Origin of the sequence: Pseudoalteromonas sp. BMB, from assembly GCF_001709235.1 — a bacterium.
GTDB classification, from domain to species: domain Bacteria; phylum Pseudomonadota; class Gammaproteobacteria; order Enterobacterales; family Alteromonadaceae; genus Pseudoalteromonas; species Pseudoalteromonas maricaloris.
On the sequence record NZ_MBQA01000200.1, the window covers coordinates 1 to 18,899 of the forward strand.

The following is an 18,899-nucleotide window of genomic DNA, read 5'->3' on the forward strand; positions in this document are numbered from 1 at the left end:
GGATGTGCATTCTAAGCATTCCCGATTTTTTGTCAACACTTAATTTTGAATTTCTTGAGAAGAAGTTTCGAACTTAAGTTTTACTTGACGCTAACTCGTTGCTGCTTTGCTTTTCAGCGTAGTGCCCCGTGTCAGTGGGGTCGCATTATAGGGCGATCCGATTTTAGTGCAACCCTTTTTTTAAAGAAAATTGCAAAAAACAGATCGTTTGGATAGAAATCACTCTAAGACGGTTGTTTTTGCATGTTTTACAAACAAAAAGAGCGCTAAACGCGCTCTATTTTTAATTCCCAACCGAATTTTGATAGGTAAGCCGCTTCTTGAACGAGCTCCGCTAGCATCAACGGATGAAGAGATAACCAAGGATCGGGCATTTGCATTGTCAGGGACTTTTTCTCTTCATTGTTGGCTTGAACTGTTACTTTAGGTAGAACATCATCTTTTCTACGCATAGATAGTAAAACACCAAGTCGAACTACGACGCACAACAGCTTAGCGTATTCAAAGTGACAACCTAATCGGTCAAAATCTTTGGCAACAAGGTCGGCTCTGTGATTTTTAACGATAGCAACGATAATATCTTTTTGCGCTTTGCTATATCCAGGCATCGAAGTATTCGCCAATATATAGCCGCTGTGTCTATGGTACTGTTTATAGTCGATCAGCAAGCCTATTTCATGAAGAGATGCGATTGCCTTTGCCAAGTGAAGACTCGCTTGTTCATCCAGGCTCCAGCTTGATGACACTTGGGCGATAATATCAGACACAACTTCGTATACTCGCAGCGCCTGCTCGGTATCAACATGATAACGCTGAGTGAAACCATCCAATGTGCGCTGACAGATATCAACAGCCTGAAAATCAGGGATCATACTATAAAGTACACCCTCACGAAGTGCGCCACCGGCAAGACCCATAGATTGAATATCCAATGACTTGAATAGTGCAATCAAAATTGCAAGGCCCGATACAAAGACTAAGCGGCGTTCTTCAATTAGCCCAGGTAAAGTTAGCGCAGCCACCGTTTCACATTCAATTGCTTTAAGCTTTACTTCTTCCAACTTGTTTAGCGTCAGTTGTTCATTCTCGCCCATCGCAGCGAAAATTTCCTGAATGGCTTGAACAGTACCTGACGCACCAATGGCTAACTCCCAGCCAAGCTTGATATATTTGGCCTGGATAGGCTGTATTACCTGCTTTGCAGCCTGCTCAGCAACGTCAAAGTTTTCGAGACTTAATAGGCCATCGCTGAAATACCTATCTAGATAAGTCACACAACCCATATTTAAGCTTTTATACAGTAAGGCATCAAAGCCTTTTCCGATCACGACTTCGGTACTCGCGCCACCGATATCAATAACGAGTTGCTTACCTTGACAGGCAGATGTGTGAGCGACACCTTTATAAATGGTTTTTGCTTCCACTTCTCCACTTATCACATTTACCTGATGATTAAGGATCTGCTCCGCTTTTTCGATAAATGTGTGAGCATTAGTAGCCAAACGCAATGTCGCTGTCGCGACAATACTGACATTTTGCTTGGGGATATCCTGTAAGCGCTCAGCAAACAAAGCAAGGCATTCCCATCCTCTTTGCATCGCCTCAAGCGACAATTCATTTTGGTCATTAAGCCCAGATGCCAGCCGCACCTTCCTTTTCACACGGCCAATGGTGTGAATACCGCCTGCCATATGTTTCGCTATCAACATATGAAAGCTGTTAGAACCTAAGTCTATTACAGCGTAAATATCTTCCTTCGAAGCAGTCTTTGCCACTTTTTAAACCTCAACAAATCGCTTTAAGCGCTTACTACTTTACTATCCAAGTTTACTTGGATTGTGGTTTTCTATAGCCACCTGTTCGGCGACCACCACCACGTTGCTTGTTACCACTATTACCATGGCCTGAATGACGACGTTTATTCACTTGAGGCGCACGCAAGTCAGTTAATAGTGCTGTTTTATCATAATGAGAAACAGGAATTGCATGCTCTATGTATTCCTCTATCTCATGTAAATTATAGGCGTATTGCTCGCACGCGAAACTAATCGCATGTCCAGATGCACCCGCTCGACCCGTACGACCAATGCGGTGAACGTAGTCTTCTCTGTCATCCGGCAAGTCGAAGTTGAACACATGACTTACTTCAGGAATATGTAAACCACGCGCAGCAACATCAGTCGCTACCAGTAAATCAACATCGCCACGCGTAAACTGCGCTAAAATTGACTGACGTTTCTTTTGATTCACGTCTCCAGTAAGCAAGCCTGCACGGTGGCCATCTGCTTTCAACCACGCATATACGTTTTCGCAGCTGTGCTTAGTATTAGCAAAAATGATTGCCTTCTCTGGCCACTCTTCCTCAATCAAAGTCAGCAGTAAAGGTATTTTGTCCTCTGTTGACGGGTGAAATAGCTCTTCTTGAATACGTTTGCCCGTTTTAACATCTGGCTCAATTTGTACATGAATAGGATTGGTCATGTGTTCGAATGCTAACTCTTGCACTCTGTATGACAGTGTTGCAGAGAATAATAGATTTAATCGCTCTTCACGACCTGGCATGCGATTGAACAAATAACGAATGTCTTTGATAAAACCTAAATCAAACATTCGGTCTGCTTCATCTAGCACAACCACTTCGATATCATTGAGGTTATAAGCACCCTGCTTATAAAAATCGATTAAACGCCCAGTCGTTCCGATTAGTATATCCGCGCCTTTTTCCAGTTGAGCCCGTTGTTTTTCGTAATCTTCGCCACCATATACAAGGGCAAGCTTAAGATCACAACGTGGCGCAATGACTTGCGCGTCCTTATGTATTTGGATAGCCAACTCTCGAGTCGGTGCCATAATAATTGCACGAGGTTGCGTTTTTTTATCCTTTTTAGTCTGCAATAGGCGATGACAGGTCGCGGTCAAAAACGCAAGAGTTTTGCCCGTACCAGTTTGTGCCTGACCCGCGATATCGCGGCCTTCACAGATGTAAGGTATACACTTTGCTTGGATTGGCGTACAAAATTCGAAGCCATTTTCCTGTAAACCGGCGACCACTTCCGGCGCTAAAGCAAAGTCGTTGAATTTTTTATTGGTCAAATGTGTCTTAGTCATAGCAATAAAGCATAACGTTTAAACTTGCAATAAGAAACAAGAGTGTTTAAATACGCATTAAATATTTCGCCTAATTCTAACGGAGAGCGTAATGAGCGACAAAATTATCCAACTAACTGATGACAGCTTTGAAGCTGACGTAATCAAATCTGACAAGCCTGTACTAGTAGATTTCTGGGCAGAATGGTGTGGCCCTTGTAAGATGATTGCGCCTATCCTTGATGAAGTTGCAGAATCACACGGTGACCGCGTAGCGATCGGCAAACTAAATATCGACCAAAACGCAGGTACTCCACCTAAGTACGGTATCCGTGGTATTCCAACACTATTACTGTTTAAAGATGGTGCAGTAGCAGCAACTAAAGTTGGTGCTCTTTCTAAGACTCAACTCGTTGAGTTCCTAGAAAACAACCTGTAATTCAAGTTGTTACACACTCTGCGGCATAACTGCCGCAGTTGTGACGCTGATCTATATCATTTTTAATAGAATAAAATTTGTATAAACACTGGACGACCCGACGCCTAGCTGCTAACTTATAAAGCCACAAACCTTTAAGCTTTATCAAATCAACCTCTCTCGTAAAACTAACGAGAATGACAACTGTAATAAAGAACCCACCAATATGCATTTACGCGAATTAAAAGACAAGTCAATCAATGAACTTGTAAAACTTGCTGAGTCCATGGGACTTGAAAACGTAGCTCGTTTAAGAAAACAAGATATTATCTTTGCTATTTTGAAAGCGCACGCGAAAAGCGGCGAAAATATATACGGCGGCGGTGTTTTAGAAATTTTACAAGATGGCTTCGGCTTTTTACGTTCTTCAGAAGCATCTTACCTAGCTGGCCCTGATGATATTTATGTTTCTCCGAGCCAGATTAGACGTTTCAGCCTGCGTACCGGTGATACCATCGTTGGTTTAATCAGACCACCAAAAGATGGCGAAAGATATTTTGCATTATTGAAAGTTAATGAAGTTAACTTCGATAAGCCTGAAAACTCTCGTACCAAAATCCTATTCGAAAACTTAACGCCTATTCATGCTAATGAGCGTATGGTAATGGAACGCGGTAATGGTAGTACCGAAGATATTACCGCTCGAGTGTTAGACCTTGCCTCTCCAATCGGTAAAGGTCAGCGTGCACTTATCGTTGCACCACCAAAGGCAGGTAAGACAATGTTGCTACAAAACATTGCTCAGTCCATCACATACAACAACCCAGATGCAACTTTGATGGTACTACTTATCGATGAGCGTCCGGAAGAAGTAACTGAGATGCAGCGCCTTGTTCAAGGTGAAGTTATTGCCTCTACGTTTGATGAACCAGCTAACCGCCACGTTCAGGTAGCAGAAATGGTAATCGAAAAAGCCAAACGCTTAGTTGAGCATAAGAAGGATGTTATTATTCTACTTGATTCAATTACACGTCTTGCTCGAGCATACAACACAGTTATTCCTTCATCAGGTAAAGTATTAACCGGTGGTGTTGATGCCAATGCACTTCACAAGCCTAAGCGCTTCTTTGGCGCTGCGCGTAATGTTGAGGAAGGCGGAAGCTTAACCATCATCGCAACGGCACTTATCGATACCGGCTCTAAGATGGATGAAGTTATCTACGAAGAGTTTAAAGGTACGGGTAACATGGAACTACACCTAAACCGTAAGATTGCGGAAAAACGTGTATTCCCAGCTATCGACTTCAACCGCTCAGGTACTCGTCGTGAAGAGCTACTAACGAAAACTGACGAACTTCAGAAAATGTGGATCTTGCGTAAGATTGTGCATGAAATGAGTGAAATCGATGCGATGGAATTCCTTATTGATAAGCTTTCCATGAGCAAAACAAACGATGAGTTTTTCGACTCAATGCGTCGTAAGTAAGTAGACTCTAAGTCTAGTTATTGAAAGGCCAGCTTATGCTGGCTTTTTGCGTTTCAGGTTCGCCAACTGCCTGTTTTTGTTCTATACCTTACCTAGTGAATTTAAACCAAATTTGAATAATGAACCTAGGGACTTAGAATGAAGCCGAGTCGTATTATTGCCGCTGTCACGCTTTTTAACTTGGCTTCAGTAACACTCGCTATTACCTTACTATCCTCTGATGAGGCTAGAGTGGCCGTCGCAGTTAGCGCTTTAACACTCGGGGCATTATTGCAATTATTATGTTTAAAAAAAGCCTCTTCTGCTGAAAAAGATATGGAGCATCTAGTTCGCAATTTTATCAGTGACAATGGTGTCGACCTAACATATCGCTTTAACGAACAAGATAAAAATATTTCTAAGTCCTGCCTACTAATGAATGATTGCTTCGCCGTTATAGAACATATAATTAGTGAAGTGTACGCATCTTCTTCTCGACTTCACCCAATGGCGGATAGCTTAAGAGATACCTATGCATCCATGACACAAAAGGCAACACTTCAGCACACTCACGGTGAATACTTAGCTACCTCAATACAGTCTATGTTAGAGATTTCTGCGCGTTTAGATACTAGCTTAGAGCAGATCTACGCATCTGTAGAGAATGCCACAACGGCAGTGAAACAGACCCGATTAGATACCGATAAAAGCCAAGAAAGTCTGCTAACACTTGCAGACAACATCAAGAAAACCAGTGAACAAATAGAATTGCTCAAAACTGACAGCAATGAAATTAGTTCTGTGCTTGAAGTCATTAACGGTATTGCAGAGCAAACCAACTTACTTGCACTGAATGCCGCAATTGAGGCCGCACGAGCAGGCGAGTTAGGACGAGGCTTTGCCGTCGTTGCTGACGAAGTGCGTAATCTGGCAGCACGAACGAGTCAATCAACCAAGGAAGTAAGCCAAGTCATAAGAAAAATACAATCCGGTACAGATTCTGTTTATGCGCTGATGCAAGCGGCACTAAAGGAAACAGATAACACCGTAAAATTAAGCGAAGCTTCTACAAAAGAAGTGGATGAAATAGAAAATGCGATGCTTTCTATCAACCAAATGTCCCATGACATTCATCAACAAGTTGAAGAGCAGAAACAAGCCTCTGACGCAGCTCAAGAAAGTATAGAGTCAATGGTACACCTGAATTCCGATGCCCTTTCAAGTACCAAAATACAGGCCGTCTCCAATCGTGACCTCATAGCCCTTTCGCAAAGTATTCATTCAAAGTTATCCATGTTTAAGATTTCAGATTACACGCCAGAACTCGATACCAGAAAAGACAGCTCCCGAGTATCTATCAGTGATGATGAGCAACCTGACAATCTAAAGGTGGATGATTCCGACGATATAGAGCTATTTTAGGAGGCTAATGATTCTTGAGATTTTAGCTGATCACACATAGCTAAAAACAGAGATTGAAATTGGTCTTCACTTCCTTGCTTTAATACTTTCTCAAATTCGATTGCGATGCTTGCAAGCTCCGGAAATTCAAACATGGATGCTGCCCCAGCCAGTTTATGACAAATAGTCTGAAGTGTGACCAGGTCTTTGTTTTGCCATGCATCAATCAGCAAGTAGCGCTCTTGCTCAAAAGTGCTTGCGAAACTATCTCGCAAATCCGATAAATCAATATTAAGTTCATACGCTTTGCCGTCAGACTCAAAGTTTAAGTGCGTATTCAATACCGCTAATAATTCATTTTTATTAATCGGCTTGCCAATGTGACCATTGAACCCTGAGTCAATATATGATTTTACCTCTTCCATCAACACATTAGCGGTTAATGCGTATATTGGACCAGAGTAACCCGCTGAGCGAATGATCCGAAGAGCCTCAACCCCATCCATTCTTGGCATTTGAATGTCCATAAGCACCAAATCAGGAAAATCACTAAGACACTGTTCAACCGCTCGAGCACCATTTTCGGCTACAATAACCGTCGCACCAGTTCGCTCAATCATCCGAGAGAATAGCTGCCGATTCTCTGGGTGATCTTCCACAACCAGCACTGTACCCGAGAGCAAAGGTTGCTTAGATTGCGGCTCCTGAATTTCGGCAATAGCCGTATTGAGATAAACAGTACAAGGTACACTGAAGGAAAACGCACTGCCATGATCGACAACACTTTGTACTTTGATTTCACCATTCATCATGTGAGCAAGCTGGCTCGACAAACTTAACCCCAGCCCAGAACCACCAAAGCGCCTTGTTATACTGTTGTCAGCTTGTTGGAAATTATCAAAAATTCGACCTATCTGCTGCTCAGTCATACCAATACCGGTGTCCTTCACCACAAATTGTAAACCATGGTGCGTTTCAGACACTTCCAATTCGATACGGCCTTTTTCGGTAAACTTTAGGGCATTACTTAGCAAGTTTATTAGTATTTGTTTTACTCGAATGTAATCCAAACGTACATAAGCGTTAGTCCGTACCTGATCACAGACGATAAACTCTAATTGCTTACTCTGTATATTTTGTTGAAACATATCGCATAAGTCAGCAAGTAAGCTGCTTACCGAAAATTCAGTTGCTTCTAGCTCTAACCGCTCGGCTTCGATTCGACTTAAATCCAAAATATCATTGACGAGATCGCGTAAATGTAATCCTTGATTATAAATAGTTCTGACCGATGCTTGTGCCTGAGCATTTAAATCTTGTTCGACCAACAAGTCTTCTGCATGTCCCAGCACCGTAGTAAGTGGCGTTCTGATTTCATGGCTCATGTTTGCCAGAAATTGACTTTTCACTTGATTGGCCGCTTTTAATTCATCCGCTTTTTGCTGGAGCTCAGATGTTCTCAACGCTACTTTTTGGCTTAACTCTAGTTTTGCTCTTTGCTCAACCTTACGTCGATAGAGTGCGAAAGTGGTCAGTAAGGTTAATAGCGCGATGATAACACCCAACAATTGTAATTGGCTGCGCTGCTCCTCTTTCAGTAGCTGTAATTTTTGTTCTTGCTTGAGCACTTCGACTTCTCGAGAAAGCTCACTAGCCTCATACTTAGCACGATAGTCATTAATCCGTTTCAGCATGTCATCATTCATCAAGCGGTTTTGCGCTTCCAAATTTTGTGAGTCATAATCTCTAGCGCGCTTAATATTTCCTTGTGCAGCCTCAATCAGCGCTAACAAACGAAGTGCCATACGCTCTCTTTTCTGTTCATGCATAACCCGACTAGCCGCTAAACTTTGTTCTGCATTAGTCAGCGCTTCTGTTAGCCGCCCTTGAGCAAAGAAGATTTGTGCTAAGGTGAACTGAGCTTCCATGAGGTTGGCAGGATTCTGAGCTTTTTCAGCATAATAGAGCGCAAAGTTTGCTTCTTTTTCGGCTAATTCTAATTGGTTTTGTGAATAGCTCAATAAAGCAAGGTTGCCATATTCAAATGACAAGTGGCGGACGTCATTCTGCGCTTCATAATAAGCAATTGCTGCTTGGTACGACGCTTTGGCAAGCGCGGGACGTTTAGTCTCAGTGTATAGCACGCCAAGATCTGCTTGAGCTAGCGCAACACCATATTCATCGTTTAGCTCGACGAATGCGTTTAGGGCTTCATGGAGCATTTCTTCCGCTTTGTCATAGGCTCCTTGGCGAATATAAACACCCGATATATTCAGTAAAATATCGGCATGATCTTGAGCATCGCCAAACTCTTGGTAAAGCTCATCTGCTTTTAAATAATTATGTAGTGCCAAGTCAAGTGTGAAGCTATTAAAATACGCTAACCCCAAATTACTATGTAAATTAGCCATTTCGATGGGGACATTACGTTGCTCAGCTAACGCTAATGCCCGTGAGTAAAACTCAATTGCCTGTTGATAATGACCAAGGTAAAAGTAGCAGATCCCTTGAACCTTTACCGCTGAAAAATGGTTGTCACTCAGTCTATCTGATTGCGTTATCAACTCTAACTGATTGAGAAAAACGAGTGCATCTTTGAATTGATTTTGTTTGTAAGCAGATTTACCTAGACTAAGCAAAAGCTCTATTTTTCTTGTCTTTCCTAGGTTTTGCTCCGTGAGCAACTCAGTGCCCAGCATTTTTTGTTGTTGCCAATTGGTGGTTTGCTCAACCTCTGAGATCCGCTCAGCAAGGGTACTATCATTTAGCGTGGCGTTAACTTGAAAACAACTGGAGAAACACAGGCTACAGGCAAACACAGACCAGGGCTTTAGTAGCCTCGATAAATTCATTGTTGCTCTCCATTGCTTATCATTTAGTCTGCGTGGTAGTGTGAAGATACACCAAGACTAAAGAGGCGACAATGTTCAATCCGCTAACAGATGTTATTTTTAGACTAATTTGTCAAAATCAATCTTTAAAAGTGCACACTATTGCCGCCGCTCTGATGGAACAACAGCAACTACCTCGCCTTGATGAAGATGAAAATAAAAATCTATTTAAACGTAACTTCCTGATCATGAATGCCTTGTATCAACTCCAGCAAGAAGTGTTCGCTGAGGGCCAATATCTACATGTAGAAGCTCTCAATATTTATCTAGTTCCACAATTAGATGAACATCCATTAGCGTTAGATGATCCGCTCAGAAGTTATTATTTAGACTGGCAGTATTACGAAACCAGTAGTGAAGAAGTGAGTACTCTGTTAGATAATTTTTGGCAACAATTTACATTTAGCGGCGCTCGCCAGCAACTTGCCATCAAACCTGACGAATTAAACGCGATTAGAACGCGCTGGCAGCTACCTGAAGGTTATGATCGCAGGATGTTAAGCCAATGTTGGAGAAAACAAGCCCTGACTCATCACCCGGATAAATCAGGTGATGAGGAAACATTCAAACGCTTAATGAACGAGTATGAAATACTCAAGCAGGCCTTAAGCACGTAAGGCTTTATAGCGCTTATTTTTAATCTTACTATTGTTAAGCTTACGTAGTGCAGGCTTCACTGCCTCGCGTTTTACAGCCACGAATGTTTGCACATCATAAATATTGATTTTACCAATTTGCTTAAAGCTTATGCCTTCTTCACCAGTCAAACTGCCGACGATATCTCCTTTGCGGAGTTTTTGCTGCTTTCCGCCTTCAATCATGAGGGTCACCATATTCGACTTATAGGCTGGTTTTTCGAGCAGTGAATGACCCGGCAACGTGCCATGTTTTAGCTCTTGACCATATATTTCCGCCAACTGTTTTATTTTGAAGGCTTCTTTTTCTCCATAAAGAGATACTGCGATACCTTTGTGCTCCCCCCGACCCGTACGACCAACACGGTGAATATGCGTCTGCGGCTCAAGCGCCAAATGATAGTTAACCACAAGCTCAACTTCCTCAACGTCGAGCCCTCGAGCGGCCACGTCAGTGGCAACTAAAATATTGGCACTCTTGTTGGCAAAAGTGAGCAATGACCACTCACGTTCACCTTGATCTAAATCGCCATGTAACTCGACACAAGCAAGCCCTGTTTGACGTAATTCTTCAAATAGTCGCTTAGTCTCAGCTTTGGTATTACAAAAAACGATACAGCTTTGCGGCTGGTGCTGCATTAACAGCACTCTTAGTGCGTTAAAGCGCATTTTATTGTTGTCTAACTTATAAAAGGTTTGCTTAATGCTGTGGTGTGCTTGTTCTTCTTTCGCTTCAACAAACTCTGGCTCACGCATATATTGCTTCGCCAGTTTCATGATCTTATCTGGGTAAGTCGCACTAAACATTAGTGTTTGTCGAACTTCAGGCACATACACTAAAATGCTTTCTAGCGTTTCTGTAAAGCCCATATCCAGCATCTGATCAGCTTCGTCGAATACCACAGTCTGCGTTTCAGTTAGCATGAGTGAGCCATTAAAAACATGCTCTTCAACCCGACCAGGTGTACCAACAACAATATGCGCGCCATGTTGCAACGCCCGTGTTTGAGGTTCAATTGGCGTTCCTCCGCAGAGTGTTTGCACTTTGACGTTACCAATTAAAGCCGCAACTTTTCTGATCTCTTGTGCGACTTGATCAGCCAACTCTCTCGTTGGACATAACACCAAAGCCTGAACCTCATTGCACTCGGGCTGCAACTTATTCAGCAGCGCAAGTGAAAACACCAATGTTTTACCAGATCCGGTTTTCCCTTTCACGACTAAATCTCGTCCAGTCAGCGCCGGCGCTAAACTCACAGACTGTACTGCTGTTGGCACCATGTAGTTAAGATCTACAAGGCGCTGAGCAAGCGCTTGGTTTAGAGGTAATTGAGAAAATGAAGTGATCGACACAGTGCTTTCCTATTCGCTATCTTAATCGCGTATTTTATACCAAATGTTTAAATTCGCTAACCGCTTTACTCTATTATTCCAAGATAAAGCGCCCCTAGATTGTGGATGAATTATCCTCATCGCAATACACGGACTTACATCACAATTTATGCTTTAATCTCTCGGTAACTCCATTTTTACCAAGGATTATCATGAAGTTTAAATCACTATTGGCATTTGGTTTATTAAGCGCAGGTTTGAGTACAGCACTGCAAGCCGAAGAATTTACTACACAACAATTAGAACACGTTAAACAAGTTAGAGAAGCCGCAAGCCACAGCAACCTAAGTTGGCAACTACTAGAATCCCTCACCACAGAAGTAGGCCCACGCTTACCGGGTACCGAAAATGATAAAAAAGCGGTAGCTTGGGCAAAGAAACAACTTGAGCAATTGGGCTTTGACAAAGTCTGGCTTGAGGAAGCAACCTTTCCTGAATGGCGCCGCTACCATGAGTCTGCAAAAATCCTGATACCGAGCGAACAACCGCTACACCTTACTGCGCTCGGTAACAGCGTCAGCACACCAAAAGATGGGCTAAGTGGTGAGGTAGTTTTATTTGAAACTCTCGATGAGCTGATTGCCGCGCCAAACAATAGCTTAAAAGGTAAAATAGCTTTTATTAATTACCGCATGAACCGCGACATTGATGGTAATGGCTATGGACCTGCGGTAAGAGCTCGTAATAGCGGCGCCGTAGAAGCGGCTAAAAAAGGCGCTATCGCCTATATGATGCGCTCGGTCAGCACCAGCCACCACCGCTTCGCACACACTGGCGGCAGTCACTATAAAGCGGGAGTGACAAAGATCCCGTCCACTGCAGTTGCCAACCCTGATGCGGATCAGCTAGCACGCCTTATCAACTCAGGTCATGCCGTTAAAGTCGCGCTAAATATTCAAACCGAGGACTTAGGTGAAGGAACCAGTTACAACGTCATCGGTGAATTCACGGGCACCGAATTTCCAGAGCAATATGTCTTAATTGGTGGTCACTTAGACTCTTGGGATCTGGGTACTGGTGCACTCGATGATGGCGCTGGTGTTGCATTAACGATGGCAGCAGCAAAGCACATTGCCGATGTAAAACGCCCTAAACGTAGTGTCCGCGTAGTCCTATTTGCAGCAGAAGAACTCGGTCTCTGGGGAGCAAAAGCTTATTTTAAAAAGCATCAGGCAGAATTAGACCGCATTGTGGCCGCGTCAGAGTCCGATTTTGGTGCAGATGTAGTGTATGCGTTTGAGTCAAACGTAAATGCCGCCTCTTTACCAGTTGTGCGCGAGATTGCAAAGCAGCTAGCGCCGCTCGGCGTTACTTATATTGGCAAGAATAGCGCACATGGTGGTCCTGACTTAATTCCGCTGAAAAATGCCACATCGGCGCCAATCTTCGCTTTACACCAAGATGGCACGGATTATTTTGATTATCACCACACAGCTGATGACACGCTTGATAAAGTCGATCCGGCAAAGTTAAAGCAAAATACCGCGGCATACGCTGTATTTGCCCTAATGGCAGCCGACGCCAAAACGAAAATGGCAGGGAAATAAAATCTTACACTTATGGGGACAAGTACACTTGTCCCCTACACTCAAGTTGCCTACCTTAGACATACCCACACCTAACTAACTAATAGAATATGGAAATCAAAAGCGTATTTTTTTCCTTTTACGACACAATATTCAACGTTATCAGTAAATATAAAGTTGCCGTGTCGGCACTGATTGTGGTCACTATTGCACTTTACTTTTATAACCAACATCAACAACAAATCGCTAGTTATCAAACATACTTAGCATCCCCACAAATCGATGACCTGATTATTTTCGATGCTGGTAAAAACATAGGGCAAGCTTATGATCCGGCTTTTCAGGTCTTACAAATTACTGAGCTGACAGATGACAACATTGAAGTAAAGGAAAGCGCCTACACTTACCGTACGATGCGTAACATCACCCGAGATATCCGTGTCAGCATGCTAATGACCGATCACTATTTTAAACCACAAAGGCTGACGCTAGAAAAAGATAACCTATTAGACTTACTTGACGATGACACCATAGTCTCAGTCTACAGACCCGTCGGGATCCATGTGCTTGGCGGCGTTGTTAGACAACGATTTAAAAAGCCGAAGCCGCTATACAATGGACCTAAAATTTCAGCACAGAATCAAGAAGCAATTCACGCTTACAGCCAAGGAAACTTTGAAGAAGCAATAACGGGATTTGCAGCAGCGGCTAAAACTGGCAACCCTTGGGCACAATATAACTATGGGACAATGCTTCGCGATGGTGAAGGCGGTGCAAAAGACATTAAAAAAGCGATCCACTGGCTTAAACTTGCTGCCGAGCAAGGTAATCATAAAGCACAAACGGCTCTGGCTAATTTATGCCAAGACCACCCTTGTTAACTGTGACTTTGCTTGTGATACTGCATAGTCAAAACGTTTGCTTCAAACTCTTGTTGTGCCACAGGCTTAGAATGAAAATAGCCTTGTGTCATATCACACAGTAAATTCTTTAAAAACATGCATTGTGCAGGGGTTTCAACCCCTTCCGCAATGACCCTTAAGTTCAATTTATGCGCCATCAAGATAATCGCACTGACGAGTGCTTTATCTTCTTCATCTTCAGGTAAATCACGAATAAAGGTTCTATCAATTTTCAATTTAGAAAGCGGGAAGCGCTTGAGGTAACTCAACGACGAATATCCAGTACCAAAGTCGTCAATTGCCAGTTCTACGCCCATTTCTCTTAATGCTTTTAGTTGTGACAATATTTTGTCTGAGTTTTCAACCAGTACCGACTCTGTGATTTCCAATGTCAGATATTTTGCTTCCAGTTTGGTATCTCTAAGTACCTTCCTTACTAGCTCGACCATATCTTGGCGTTTAAACTGGATACTAGAAACGTTAACTGCAATAAATAAGGGTCTACCGTAGTTGTCTTGCCAGGCTTTAACTTGAGAACAAGCGTGATACAGCACCCACTCTCCAATGGGTAAGATAAGGCCTAGTTCTTCGCAAACGGGAATAAACTGATCGGGTGAAACATGGCCCAGCAACTCACTTTTCCATCTTAACAACACCTCGCAACCAACGAGGTCGCCGCTACCAAGCTGTGAAAAAATGGGCTGGTACACCAGTGATAATTCTCGATTAGACAGTGCTTTATGCAAAGCACTTTCTAACACACTACGCGCTTTGGCATGTTGATGCATCGCTGAAGTATAGAATTGAAAACAGTCGCGACCATGTTCCTTGGCTTTATACATTGCACTGTCGGCATTACGGAGCAAAATTTTTCGATCGGTGCCGTCATCTGGGTAAAGCGTGATCCCCATACTACCGGATACATAAGCTTCGTGCCCTTCCAAATGAAAAGGGTTGGCTAACGCACGTAAAATTTTCGTCGCAACCAGCTCTAAATCACTAATAGAACTTATATCTTGTAGCAATAAAGCAAACTCATCCCCACCTAACCTTGCAACGGTATCAGAGCTGCGCACGCACTCATTAATACGGTTTGCTGCTTCTTTGAGTAATAGATCACCAATATGGTGCCCAAGCGTATCATTCACTGCTTTAAAGCGGTCAAGATCGATAAAACAAATGGCAAAGCGCTCTTCTAGTTGAGCTGCTCGTTTTAACGCTAAATCAAATTTAACGTGATAATGATGGCGATTTGCAAGGCCCGTCAAACTGTCAAAGTTGGCTTGCTGCCACATCAACTGTTCATTACGTTTTCTCGAGGTAATATCGCTGAATAGGGCTACATACATATCAATTTCCCGAGCTTCATTAAATACTGCGGATACCTGCAGCCAACTCGGATAAATTTCACCATTTTTGCGCTTGTTCCAAATCTCTCCTTCCCAATGGCCTTTATTAACCAAGTCATCATATAACGCGTTGAAAAAGCGCTCATCGTGACGTCCAGAATTCAGGATTGCCGGCGTTTCCCCAATCACTTCATCCATGCCAAAGCCTGTAATTTCGCTAAATGCGCGATTTACCATTTGGATTTGATTATGTTTGTCGGAGACCAACACACCTTCAGTGGTTGTCGCAAATACCGTACTTGCCAAGCGCTGTTCTCTTTCGTTCTCAAGTTCTTCCGTAATATCCTGAATAACATAGATAAAACCAAGCTTTGCTTGCGTTTCGCTTACGACGGGGGCACAAGAAACCCGAACATTGCGATAGCCAAAACGCGCATCAAGTTGGCACTCAAGCGTTCCTTCCGTTAGCAGCTTTTCACTATCAAGCACATCAAATAAGGTATAAATAGATTTTGATTTTAACGATTCTAAACTATCAAAATCCTTTAACACTGAGCCATTAGCGGCTTCAATGTGATGAGTTTCATCCGTAAACACCAGATATGCTTTAATACCATCAAAAATGGCACTAAGTTTCGCACCTTGGTCTTGTGCTCGCTGATTGGAGCGCCTTAGCCTGACCAAAACGGTCATCAACACCGCCATCGATAGAATAAGCACAGCAATTACCGCAGTTAACAAAATGACCTGTACCATATTGGCTTGCTTGATTTTTTCAGTCTGCAGCATGACCTGTTGTTCAAGATTGGCTTGGTAATGCCAAAGATCTTGCTGTAGCTTACGCTGCTCACTCATATCTTGAATGATAGAAAGTAACCTAGGTTTGCCATCGCTATCTTCAAATGGTGTCGAGTGAACACTTACTGTTTTCACACTACCGTCTGCAGTTTGATGTTGGAAGATAAAATAGTTACGGCCTTCATTTAAAGCCGCTTGACGCTCATTGGCAACCTGCTCGGCAGTAAATAAGTTAATATCTTGAATGACTTTTGATTCTAGTACCGCCTCGCTATAACCATAAAATGCGGATGCAGCCTTATTGGCATCTAAAATTTTTCCAGACGTGGGCTCGATGATCAACATCACCGCACTATGATTAGAAAAAGTATAATATGGTAACTCGTTAGCTGGTGCTGAAATACAAAACAGCAACAGCAGCCCCCCGAGCAATTTTGACATCAACTTCAAACTCAGACCCCTCAGGATATCGTTTTATGCAACCGCGGCGACTATAGCGCAAAGGGTATGTGAGCTACATCGAAAGTCGATTTTTGCTTGTTTCATATCAAAACAACTCAACACACACATCATTTTATAACAATTTATACACTTGCTCTGGCGTACTGACAAGCCGATAAGTTCTGAAAGTGTAGTCTATTTCGCAATAGTGTAGACGTAAAAGTGAGTCACTAAACCTTTTTACCATCCCATCCGTACAGCTAGGAAAAATATGCCTAGTTGATATACTAGGCCAAACTCAACTCATAGTGCGCCGATGAAATACCAAGACTTACGAGATTTTATAGCCCAGCTTGAAAAACAAGGAGAACTTGTTCGCGTCAAGCAGCCCATTTCCACCAAACTAGAAATGACTGAAATTGCAGATCGAACGCTGCGAGCAGGTGGACCCGCTATCCTATTTGAAAACCCTGTAGGTTATGACATTCCGGTACTGGCTAACCTATTTGGCACACCAAAGCGCGTTGCAATGGGGATGGGACAAAGCGATGTCAGTGAACTAAGAGAAGTCGGCAAGTTACTCGCTTTTTTAAAAGAACCCGATCCACCGAAGGGAATTAAAGAAGCCATTGGCCAGCTACCGGTATTCAAACAAGTGTTGAATATGCCCGCCAAAGAAGTGAAAAAAGCACCATGCCAAGAAGTCGTTTTGAGCGGTGATGAGGTCGATCTCACGACACTACCTATTCAACATTGCTGGCCTGGTGATGCCGCACCTTTAATCACATGGGGGTTAACGGTAACCAAAGGTCCTTATAAAAAGCGTCAGAACCTAGGGATTTATCGTCAGCAGCTATTGGGTAAAAACAAAATTATTATGCGCTGGCTATCACATCGCGGCGGCGCGCTTGATTTTCAGGAGTGGTGCAAAGAGCATCCGGGCGAACCATATCCGGTATCTGTTGCACTTGGCGCTGATCCGGCGACGATTTTAGGTGCGGTAACTCCGGTTCCAGATACGCTAAGCGAATACGCATTTGCAGGTCTACTGCGTGGTAGTAAGACACAGGTCGTTAAATCTATTTCTAATGAACTGCAAGTACCAGCGAGTGCCGAAATCGTCTTAGAAGGATATATTCAACCGGGCGAACTTGCGCCAGAAGGTCCATATGGCGATCACACTGGCTACTACAATGAAGTTGACGACTTCCCTGTAATGACTGTCACCCATATGACGCATCGCAAAGATCCGATTTATCACAGCACTTATACCGGCCGTCCGCCTGATGAGCCAGCTATTCTTGGTGTTGCCCTTAACGAAGTGTTCGTACCGATTTTACAAAAGCAATTTCCGGAAATCGTCGATTTTTACCTTCCACCAGAAGGCTGCTCATACCGCATGGCGGTCGTCACCATGAAAAAGCAGTATCCGGGGCATGCTAAACGCGTGATGATGGGCGTATGGTCTTTCCTTAGACAATTTATGTACACCAAGTTTGTCATTGTTTGCGATGATGATGTAAATGCTCGCGACTGGAATGATGTGATTTGGGCGATAACAACACGTATGGATCCCGCAAGAGACACCACCTTAGTTGAAAGCACGCCTATCGATTACCTCGATTTTGCTTCCCCTGTATCCGGCCTTGGTTCTAAAATGGGTATGGACGCAACCAACAAATGGCCGGGTGAAACCGACCGTGAATGGGGCGAGCCTATCGTTATGGATCCCGAGGTTAAACAACGCGTTGACGAAATTTGGGATACCCTAGGGATCACCATCAAATGACATATATCATCTAACATTGTGCACTCAGCTATGCTAGAGTGCACAGACTTTAGCCACGTGCTTAATAAAGGTAACACATGCAAGTATTAGCAGCAGAGGTTGTCTCAATTACACCTCTTACGGAATTTGTTCACAAAGTTATATTAAAACCTGAAGATGCGGTGCAATTCGAAGCCGGCCAGTATCTGCAATTGGTACTTGGTGAAAAAGACAAACGTGCTTTCTCGATTGCCAGCAGCCCTTCAAAAACAGAGCAGTTAGAGCTACATATCGGTGCTTCTGGCGCTGACTCTTATGCCATGCAGTCACTAGATCACCTACGTAACGCTTTTGATACAAAGCAAACCGTTGCATTAGAAGTTGGTCTTGGCGTATCTCAGATCCGTGTTGATCAAGCGCGTCCGCTAGTACTCCTTGCCGGCGGTACTGGATTTTCATATGTCAAATCTATGGCCGATCACTTGGCTGAAACGGGTTACGACCAACCAGTATTATTTTACTGGGGTGTAAAAGAAGAAGCTGCGCTATATGCAAAAGCGGAGATGGAAGCTTGGGCCGCCTCAAATAAACACTTTCAGTTTATTCCTGTGGTAGAAAATGCCAGTGAAGCATGGAAAGGCCATCGTGGTTTCGTTCATCAGGCTGTGATGAAAGATATCGTCTCTTTAGAGCCGTACAGCATTTATATGGCAGGCCGCTTTGACATGATTGGCATCGTGCGTGATGACTTTATCAATCATGGTGCTGAGCGTGACTTTATGTACGCCGACGCTTTTGCGTTTATTAAGTAACCTGAGCTGCGGAT

At 43.3% G+C, this 18,899-nt stretch carries 13 protein-coding genes; 8 read left to right on the forward strand and 5 right to left on the reverse strand.

Annotated features, from left to right (window positions below; all coding sequences use genetic code 11):
• Positions 1-266 precede the first annotated feature (266 nt).
• A complete protein-coding gene (gene gppA / locus BB427_RS20095; RefSeq protein WP_069022823.1) occupies positions 267-1,775 on the reverse strand; it encodes a guanosine-5'-triphosphate,3'-diphosphate diphosphatase in 1,509 nt (502 codons plus the stop codon).
• 52 nt (positions 1,776-1,827) lie between these two features.
• Positions 1,828-3,108 (reverse strand): ATP-dependent RNA helicase RhlB, encoded by a 1,281-nt coding sequence (gene rhlB, locus BB427_RS20100; RefSeq protein WP_045989747.1) that lies wholly within the window; start codon positions 3,106-3,108, stop codon positions 1,828-1,830.
• A gap of 91 nt (positions 3,109-3,199) precedes the next feature.
• Here rhlB and trxA point away from each other — a divergent pair, with 91 nt between their 5' ends.
• The 3 genes from trxA to BB427_RS20115 all read left to right on the forward strand — a co-directional run bounded on the left by trxA (position 3,200) and on the right by BB427_RS20115 (position 6,392).
• Complete coding sequence (trxA, locus tag BB427_RS20105) at positions 3,200-3,526, forward strand: thioredoxin TrxA (RefSeq protein WP_010378172.1); 327 nt, start codon at positions 3,200-3,202, stop codon at positions 3,524-3,526.
• 205 nt (positions 3,527-3,731) lie between these two features.
• The gene (gene rho, locus BB427_RS20110) at positions 3,732-4,991 is read left to right on the forward strand and encodes a transcription termination factor Rho (protein ID WP_010378171.1); all 1,260 of its coding nucleotides are present in this window, start codon (positions 3,732-3,734) and stop codon (positions 4,989-4,991) included.
• Between the two features lie 138 nt (positions 4,992-5,129).
• On the forward strand, positions 5,130-6,392 hold the full coding sequence (locus BB427_RS20115) for a methyl-accepting chemotaxis protein (RefSeq protein ID WP_069022825.1): 1,263 nt from the start codon (positions 5,130-5,132) through the stop codon (positions 6,390-6,392).
• On the opposite strand, the gene BB427_RS20120 is transcribed toward BB427_RS20115, so the two are convergent.
• The gene (locus BB427_RS20120) at positions 6,389-9,223 is read right to left on the reverse strand and encodes a response regulator (protein WP_069022828.1); all 2,835 of its coding nucleotides are present in this window, start codon (positions 9,221-9,223) and stop codon (positions 6,389-6,391) included. The two genes, BB427_RS20115 and BB427_RS20120, sit on opposite strands and share 4 nt — an antisense overlap.
• Positions 9,224-9,294: 71 nt before the next feature.
• Here BB427_RS20120 and BB427_RS20125 point away from each other — a divergent pair, with 71 nt between their 5' ends.
• Positions 9,295-9,879, forward strand: coding sequence for a DNA-J related domain-containing protein (locus BB427_RS20125; RefSeq protein WP_069022830.1), 585 nt, complete (start codon positions 9,295-9,297; stop codon positions 9,877-9,879).
• Here the strand turns inward: BB427_RS20125 and dbpA are convergent.
• Positions 9,868-11,250 carry an ATP-dependent RNA helicase DbpA gene (gene dbpA, locus BB427_RS20130; protein WP_045989743.1) on the reverse strand — a complete coding sequence of 461 codons (1,383 nt, stop codon included), beginning with the start codon at positions 11,248-11,250 and terminating at the stop codon, positions 9,868-9,870. The two genes, BB427_RS20125 and dbpA, sit on opposite strands and share 12 nt — an antisense overlap.
• A gap of 191 nt (positions 11,251-11,441) precedes the next feature.
• Here dbpA and BB427_RS20135 point away from each other — a divergent pair, with 191 nt between their 5' ends.
• On the forward strand, positions 11,442-12,836 hold the full coding sequence (locus BB427_RS20135; RefSeq protein ID WP_069022833.1) for a M20/M25/M40 family metallo-hydrolase: 1,395 nt from the start codon (positions 11,442-11,444) through the stop codon (positions 12,834-12,836).
• A gap of 89 nt (positions 12,837-12,925) precedes the next feature.
• Positions 12,926-13,696, forward strand: a complete 771-nt coding sequence (locus BB427_RS20140) for a tetratricopeptide repeat protein (protein WP_069022836.1) — start codon at positions 12,926-12,928, stop codon at positions 13,694-13,696.
• Here the strand turns inward: BB427_RS20140 and BB427_RS20145 are convergent.
• Positions 13,693-16,305: a sensor domain-containing protein gene (locus BB427_RS20145; protein ID WP_069022838.1), complete on the reverse strand. Its 2,613-nt coding sequence runs from the start codon at positions 16,303-16,305 to the stop codon at positions 13,693-13,695. The two genes, BB427_RS20140 and BB427_RS20145, sit on opposite strands and share 4 nt — an antisense overlap.
• Positions 16,306-16,621: 316 nt before the next feature.
• On the opposite strand from BB427_RS20145, the gene ubiD reads away from it, so the two are divergent.
• Together ubiD and fre are read left to right on the forward strand one after the other, a co-directional pair.
• On the forward strand, positions 16,622-18,094 hold the full coding sequence (gene ubiD / locus BB427_RS20150) for a 4-hydroxy-3-polyprenylbenzoate decarboxylase (RefSeq protein ID WP_069022841.1): 1,473 nt from the start codon (positions 16,622-16,624) through the stop codon (positions 18,092-18,094).
• 77 nt (positions 18,095-18,171) lie between these two features.
• The gene (gene fre, locus BB427_RS20155) at positions 18,172-18,885 is read left to right on the forward strand and encodes an NAD(P)H-flavin reductase (protein ID WP_069022844.1); all 714 of its coding nucleotides are present in this window, start codon (positions 18,172-18,174) and stop codon (positions 18,883-18,885) included.
• Positions 18,886-18,899 lie beyond the last annotated feature (14 nt).

What these genes read in the sequence shown, in the direction of transcription:
- ubiD (WP_069022841.1), top strand. Translation starts at nt 16,622, where the DNA reads ATGAAATACCAAGACTTACGAGATTTTATAGCCCAGCTTGAAAAACAA.
- BB427_RS20145 (WP_069022838.1), bottom strand. Translation starts at nt 16,305, where the DNA reads ATGTCAAAATTGCTCGGGGGGCTGCTGTTGCTGTTTTGTATTTCAGCA.
- BB427_RS20135 (WP_069022833.1), top strand. Translation starts at nt 11,442, where the DNA reads ATGAAGTTTAAATCACTATTGGCATTTGGTTTATTAAGCGCAGGTTTG.
- rho (WP_010378171.1), top strand. Translation starts at nt 3,732, where the DNA reads ATGCATTTACGCGAATTAAAAGACAAGTCAATCAATGAACTTGTAAAA.
- BB427_RS20115 (WP_069022825.1), top strand. Translation starts at nt 5,130, where the DNA reads ATGAAGCCGAGTCGTATTATTGCCGCTGTCACGCTTTTTAACTTGGCT.
- trxA (WP_010378172.1), top strand. Translation starts at nt 3,200, where the DNA reads ATGAGCGACAAAATTATCCAACTAACTGATGACAGCTTTGAAGCTGAC.
- BB427_RS20120 (WP_069022828.1), bottom strand. Translation starts at nt 9,223, where the DNA reads ATGAATTTATCGAGGCTACTAAAGCCCTGGTCTGTGTTTGCCTGTAGC.
- fre (WP_069022844.1), top strand. Translation starts at nt 18,172, where the DNA reads ATGCAAGTATTAGCAGCAGAGGTTGTCTCAATTACACCTCTTACGGAA.
- rhlB (WP_045989747.1), bottom strand. Translation starts at nt 3,108, where the DNA reads ATGACTAAGACACATTTGACCAATAAAAAATTCAACGACTTTGCTTTA.
- BB427_RS20125 (WP_069022830.1), top strand. Translation starts at nt 9,295, where the DNA reads ATGTTCAATCCGCTAACAGATGTTATTTTTAGACTAATTTGTCAAAAT.
- BB427_RS20140 (WP_069022836.1), top strand. Translation starts at nt 12,926, where the DNA reads ATGGAAATCAAAAGCGTATTTTTTTCCTTTTACGACACAATATTCAAC.